Origin of the sequence: uncultured Phenylobacterium sp. (assembly GCF_902826855.1) — a bacterium.
Lineage (GTDB): Bacteria > Pseudomonadota > Alphaproteobacteria > Caulobacterales > Caulobacteraceae > Phenylobacterium.
This window is the reverse complement of the sequence record NZ_CADEGK010000189.1, coordinates 1-2,688: the sequence shown is the minus strand read 5'-3', so window position 1 is coordinate 2,688 and position 2,688 is coordinate 1. Positions and strand designations below refer to the sequence as shown.

The window sequence follows — 2,688 nt, the reverse complement described above, 5'->3', positions numbered from 1 at the left end:
CTGCAGGCGCCGCAGTTCCTTGCGAGCCTGAGCGTCCGCTTCCGGAGGCATCGCCGCCTTGTCGATCGCGATCTCGAGATCGGCGATCTCCTGCCCTGGGCCTTCGCCTTCGCCGAGTTCGCGCTGGATGGCGGCAAGCTGTTCGCGCAGCACGGCTTCACGCTGTCGCTGGCTGAAGGCTTCCTGGGTTTGCCGCCCGATCTCGGCGGAGACCCGCAGGACCTCCAGGCGGTGACCCAGCAGCTTCGAAGCCTTGGTAAGCCGCTCCTTCAGATCAATCGCGGCCAGGATATCCTGCTTCTCCTCCGGCTTGGCGTCCATGTAGGAGACAGTCACGTCCGCCAGTGCGCCGGCGGCCTCGATGGCCTGGATGGACTGACCCAGTTCTTCCGGAGCCTGGGGCAGCAGCGCCACCGCCTCGAGGGCCTGGCGCTTGAGATTGTGGAAGCGGGCCTCGATCTCCGGACTGTTCGACGTCGGCTCAGGCAGCGCCAGGCCGCGCGCCACCAGATATGGCCAGCCGGACAGCAGTTCCGTGATCCTGAACCGCTGCGCCCCCTGGCAGATCAGGTGGTGCGCTCCATCGGGCGTGGTGACGTACCGCAGGATGTTGGCCAATACGCCGATCTCGTGAAGGCCTGCCTGGTCGGGGTCGTTGGCCGAGGGATCGCGTTGCAGGACGATGAGCACCTGGCGCTGCTCGCGCACCGCCTGCTGGAGGGCCGCAACGGAGCTGGGCCGTCCGACCATCGCGGGAGCAACCACGCCAGGGAACAGCACGAGGTTGCGCATGGGCAGGACGATGAAGGCGTCGCTTGGAGGGCTGACAGACGCAGCGGAGGTGTTGGCCGGCGAGGCGGATGTGCTGATTTCGGACATGTCGTTCACCCGGCCTTGCTGAGGCTGATGATCAGGCACCCATCCGCAACCCGGACGGCCGGCGAGTGGTACAGGCCGTGGGGTAGCTGGACCCGACGTTCGAACCGTCCCTGCGGCAGCTCCATGCGGTGGATCACCGCCGTGCGTAGCACCGGCGGGATCGGCCGTTCCCCTGCGATTGTCAGATCGGAGCCTTCGATCCGCACCGTCACCTGGTCCGGCGGCACGCCCGGCAGGGCCGCCACCACGAGGACCTCCTGATCGGTCTCGAGGATGTCCAGCGGTGGCTCCCAGTTCGCAGTGCGCATCTGCGCGCCGGCCGGACGGAAGAGCTGCTGGTGAAGGCGCTCGGCGCGCACGAGCGCATCCAGGGCGTTCGCCCACATCCATTCTCGGCGATCGTTCATGGTTCTCTCCAGGGCGGCTCAATGACACAACACCCGAGACGCCGGATTGACCACCATCAAGCCTGCGAGGCGCTGAGATCCTGTCTGGAGAAAAGCGCTTGCGCCTGGCCTCTACACGCGGCGCTCGATGCGGTGCGCTGGCCTTGGCCCCACGTCGAGTGATCTGAATCAAGGCCCGTCCGCACCCTTTGGCGGAGCATGGCTGACAGTCCTGCAAACCTGCGCGGCCATTGAGGGTCACCCATGTCAATCAAGTCTCTGCTCATCGCCTCGATGGTCATTGGCGCTGGCGCGCTCGCCGCTTGCGACGGCCCTGACCCGATCAAGGCCGGAAAGTCCGCCGCCACGACGGTGAAGTCCGAAGCCGAGGCCACGGCGGCGCGCGCCCGTGCCGAGGTCGACAAGGTGCGGGCGTCGACCCGGGCGTCCGTCGATTCGGCGGTGCGAAACGCGGAGAGAACCCGAGAGGCGATGAAGGCGGGCTCGGCGGAAGCCTGGGCTGCAGCGCAGGTCGCCGCCCAGGAGGCGCAGCGCGCCGCCACGGGCGCGGCGGACGCGACGAAGGATGCCTATCGGCAAGCGGGGGCCGATAGCCGGTCGAGCGCGCAGGTCGCCTTCGAAGCGGCGGACCGCGCTGCGGCGGCCGCTGCCGAAGCCGTCGCCAAGACAGCGACCGCCGCCAAGGCCGCGGCAGACGCCGATCGGACCGCCACGGCGAAGGCCATCGCCGCGGCGAAGGCGGCGGCCAACGCCGCCGTGGAAGCCGCTGACAAGGCCGTACAGTCGGCGCGGGACGCGGATCAGGATGACGGGACCGACGGCTAATCGCCGGAGCGAGCGACGTCGGCGCGGACTGGGGTCGCCTGGCCCGCCATCTTGTCTCTCAACCGCTACATCCTGGGGGCCGCGCCGGGCGACCGGGGGCGGATGTTCGAATCGTGCCCGGCGCGCCATCTTACTGGAGTAGCTCGTGGATATCGGGCGCCGTGGCGCGGTCGGCGTGGACCGTCTCGGGCGGGAACTTCCGATGGGGTGACGCGGCAATGACCCTGGGGCCCGATCGCAGAACGTTCGAACATGCCGGCTGCCGCCTCAGCTACTGGCTCGAGGGGCCGGAGGACGCGCCGTTGGTGGTGTTCACGCCGGGCGCGTTCACGGACCACAGCATGTTCGACGATCAGGTCGGGGCGGTCACGCGGCGCTACCGGATGCTTCGCTGGGACGTCCGCGGGCACGGGCTGTCGAGGCCGGCGGCGGAGCCGTTCACGGCGTGGCGCGCCGCCGAGGACCTGGCCGCCCTGCTCGATCACCTGGACGCGCCGCGCGTCGCTCTGGTGGGGCAGTCGATGGGCGGCAACATCTCGCAGGACTTCATATTCCGCTTTCCGGAGCGGTGCGCCGC

At 69.1% G+C, this 2,688-nt stretch carries 3 protein-coding genes and 1 pseudogene (1 of these 4 only partly in view); 2 read left to right on the top strand and 2 right to left on the bottom strand.

The features are described from left to right. Together lon and QZV94_RS20050 are read right to left on the bottom strand one after the other, a co-directional pair. Positions 1 to 879: pseudogene (gene lon, locus QZV94_RS20055) on the bottom strand (endopeptidase La); its annotated part reaches 1,302 nt to the left of the window's first position; the annotation flags it as partial. A gap of 5 nt (positions 880 to 884) precedes the next feature. Then, positions 885 to 1,286 carry an Hsp20/alpha crystallin family protein gene (locus tag QZV94_RS20050; protein WP_293680988.1) on the bottom strand — a complete coding sequence of 134 codons (402 nt, stop codon included), beginning with the start codon at positions 1,284 to 1,286 and terminating at the stop codon, positions 885 to 887. 243 nt (positions 1,287 to 1,529) lie between these two features. On the opposite strand from QZV94_RS20050, the gene QZV94_RS20045 reads away from it, so the two are divergent. Both QZV94_RS20045 and QZV94_RS20040 read left to right on the top strand, forming a co-directional pair. Beyond that, the gene (locus QZV94_RS20045) at positions 1,530 to 2,111 is read left to right on the top strand and encodes a hypothetical protein (RefSeq protein WP_293680985.1); all 582 of its coding nucleotides are present in this window, start codon (positions 1,530 to 1,532) and stop codon (positions 2,109 to 2,111) included. 161 nt (positions 2,112 to 2,272) lie between these two features. Then, positions 2,273 to 2,688: alpha/beta fold hydrolase (locus QZV94_RS20040; protein ID WP_293680982.1), on the top strand; the 416-nt coding region annotated here is incomplete at its 3' end.

Bases quoted from the DNA above. Each gene is read 5' to 3' on its own strand.
- QZV94_RS20050 (WP_293680988.1), bottom strand. From the start codon at position 1,286: ATGAACGATCGCCGAGAATGGATGTGGGCGAACGCCCTGGATGCGCTC.
- QZV94_RS20045 (WP_293680985.1), top strand. From the start codon at position 1,530: ATGTCAATCAAGTCTCTGCTCATCGCCTCGATGGTCATTGGCGCTGGC.